Below are 2,050 nucleotides of genomic sequence, written 5' to 3'. Positions count from 1 at the left end.
CCGATGGCGAAGGCCGAATGGCTGTGGCGGCCGAACGCCTGGCCGGAGAAGTCCGCATGGAACAGCTCCACGCCAGGCAGCCAGGGACGCGCCAACAACCGGTTGGCAGCCATCAGGCGTCCCCGAGCACCGCCGCGTAGCCCTCGCGGTAGCTCGGATAGCGCGGCACCCAGCCGAGCGCCCGGGCGCGGCGGTTGCTGCAACGCTTGCTGCCGGCGCGGCGTACCGAATGTTCGTCGGCCCATTGGCTGACGCCCAGGCGCTGGCGCAGGTAGTCGACCACCTCGTGCATCGCCACGGGCGCGTCGTCGACACCGATGTAGCAGTCCTCCAGCGCCTGGCCGCCGGCATCGGCGCGCAACAGGAAGGCCAGCAGCCCGGCCGCATCGTCGGCGTGGATCCGGTTGGCATACAGCGGCGGCTCGCTGACCACCCGGTAACCCTGGCGCACCTGGTTGAGCAGCCATTCCCGCCCCGGACCGTAGATGCCGGCCAGGCGCACGCGGGTAGCCGGTATCCCGCTGTCCAGCGCGACCTGCTCGGCGTCGAGCATGATCCGCCCGGAATAGGCCTGGGAAAGCGCCGGCGACTCCTCGTCGATCCAGCCGCCATCGGTCTGCGCGTAGACCCCGGTGCTGGAGACGAACAGCAGGCGCCTGGGCCGCTGGCCGTGGGCCTGCAACCAGCCCAGCACATGGCGCAGGCCGTCGACGTAGGCGGCACGGTAGCCAGCCTCGTCGTGCTGACTGGCGGCGGCGCTGTACACCAGGTAGTCGAGCGGCTCGCTCGGCCACTGCGCGGGACACTCCGGAGCCTGCAGATCGCCAGCCACCGGCAGGATCCCCTGCGGCAAGGCGTCCACCGAGCGACGCAGGCCATGGACCCGCCAGCCATCGGCCAGCAGCGCCTCGCCGAGGCGCCCGCCGACATCGCCGCAGCCGGCGATCATCACTGTTTGCGACATGAAGCCGTCTCCTTCCTACAACAAGGCGGGCAGTGTAGGCGTCGAATCGTCTGCAATGCACGCCCGATCATGTCCCCGGAGGTTGGTTCGCGGCGGTGCAGCCGCTATGCTTGGCCGATCTTAACGGATGAGCAGCCATGACCCTCACCGAACTGCGCTACATCGTCACCCTCGCCCAGGAACAACACTTCGGCCGCGCCGCCGAGCGTTGCCACGTCAGCCAACCGACCCTCTCGGTCGGCGTGAAGAAGCTCGAGGACGAGCTGGGGGTGCTGATCTTCGAGCGCAGCAAGAGCGCCGTGCGCCTGACGCCAGTGGGCGAAGGCATCGTCGCCCAGGCGCAGAAGGTCCTCGAACAGGCCCAGGGCATCCGCGAGCTGGCCCAGGCCGGCAAGAACCAGCTGGCCGCGCCGCTGAAGGTCGGCGCCATCTACACCATCGGTCCCTACCTGTTCCCGCACCTGATTCCCCAGCTGCACCGGGTCGCGCCGCAGATGCCGCTGTACATCGAGGAGAACTTCACCCATATCCTCCGCGACAAGCTGCGCACCGGCGAACTCGACGCGATCATCATCGCCCTGCCGTTCCAGGAAGCCGACGTCCTGACCAAGCCGCTGTTCGACGAGCCTTTCTATGTGCTGATGCCGGCCGACCACCCCTGGACCGCCAAGGCCAGCATCGATTCCGAGCTGCTCAACGACAAGAGCCTGCTCCTGCTCGGCGAAGGCCACTGCTTCCGCGACCAGGTGCTGGAAGCCTGCCCGACCGTGCGCAAGGGCGACGAGAACAAGCACACCACGGTGGAGTCCTCGTCGCTGGAGACCATCCGCCACATGGTCGCCTCCGGACTGGGCGTCTCGGTGCTGCCGTTCTCCGCGGTGGACAGCCACCACTACGCCCCGGGCGTCATCGAAGTGCGCCCGTTCAGCGCGCCGGTGCCGTTCCGTACCGTTGCCATCGCCTGGCGCGCCAGCTTCCCGCGTCCACGCGCCATCGAAGTGCTGGCCGACTCGATCCGCCTGTGCTCGGTAGCCCGCCCGCAAACCCAGGAACAACCGCAAATCGCATGACCGAGCTGTCCAGGGT

At 68.5% G+C, this 2,050-nt stretch carries 2 protein-coding genes and 1 pseudogene; 1 reads left to right on the top strand and 2 read right to left on the bottom strand.

Annotation, left to right across the window (positions count from 1 at the left end; translation table 11 throughout):
* A pseudogene (locus FFS27_RS32155) lies at positions 1–113 on the bottom strand (AraC family transcriptional regulator); the annotation flags it as partial.
* Positions 113–964, bottom strand: coding sequence for an SDR family oxidoreductase (locus FFS27_RS32150; RefSeq protein WP_003096618.1), 852 nt, complete (start codon positions 962–964; stop codon positions 113–115). The gene FFS27_RS32150 and the pseudogene FFS27_RS32155, both read right to left, overlap by 1 nt.
* A gap of 137 nt (positions 965–1,101) precedes the next feature.
* Between FFS27_RS32150 and oxyR the strand changes: the two genes are divergently transcribed.
* Positions 1,102–2,034, top strand: coding sequence for an oxidative stress transcriptional regulator OxyR (gene oxyR / locus FFS27_RS32145; RefSeq protein WP_003096622.1), 933 nt, complete (start codon positions 1,102–1,104; stop codon positions 2,032–2,034).
* Positions 2,035–2,050: the final 16 nt, after the last annotated feature.

It is taken from the genome of Pseudomonas sp. 2VD (assembly GCF_005503585.1).
GTDB lineage: Bacteria > Pseudomonadota > Gammaproteobacteria > Pseudomonadales > Pseudomonadaceae > Pseudomonas > Pseudomonas aeruginosa.
Note: the sequence above shows the minus strand (reverse complement) of the source record. Positions and strands in the feature narration are given on the sequence as shown.

Bases quoted from the DNA above. Each gene is read 5' to 3' on its own strand.
- FFS27_RS32150 (WP_003096618.1), bottom strand. From the start codon at position 964: ATGTCGCAAACAGTGATGATCGCCGGCTGCGGCGATGTCGGCGGGCGC.
- oxyR (WP_003096622.1), top strand. From the start codon at position 1,102: ATGACCCTCACCGAACTGCGCTACATCGTCACCCTCGCCCAGGAACAA.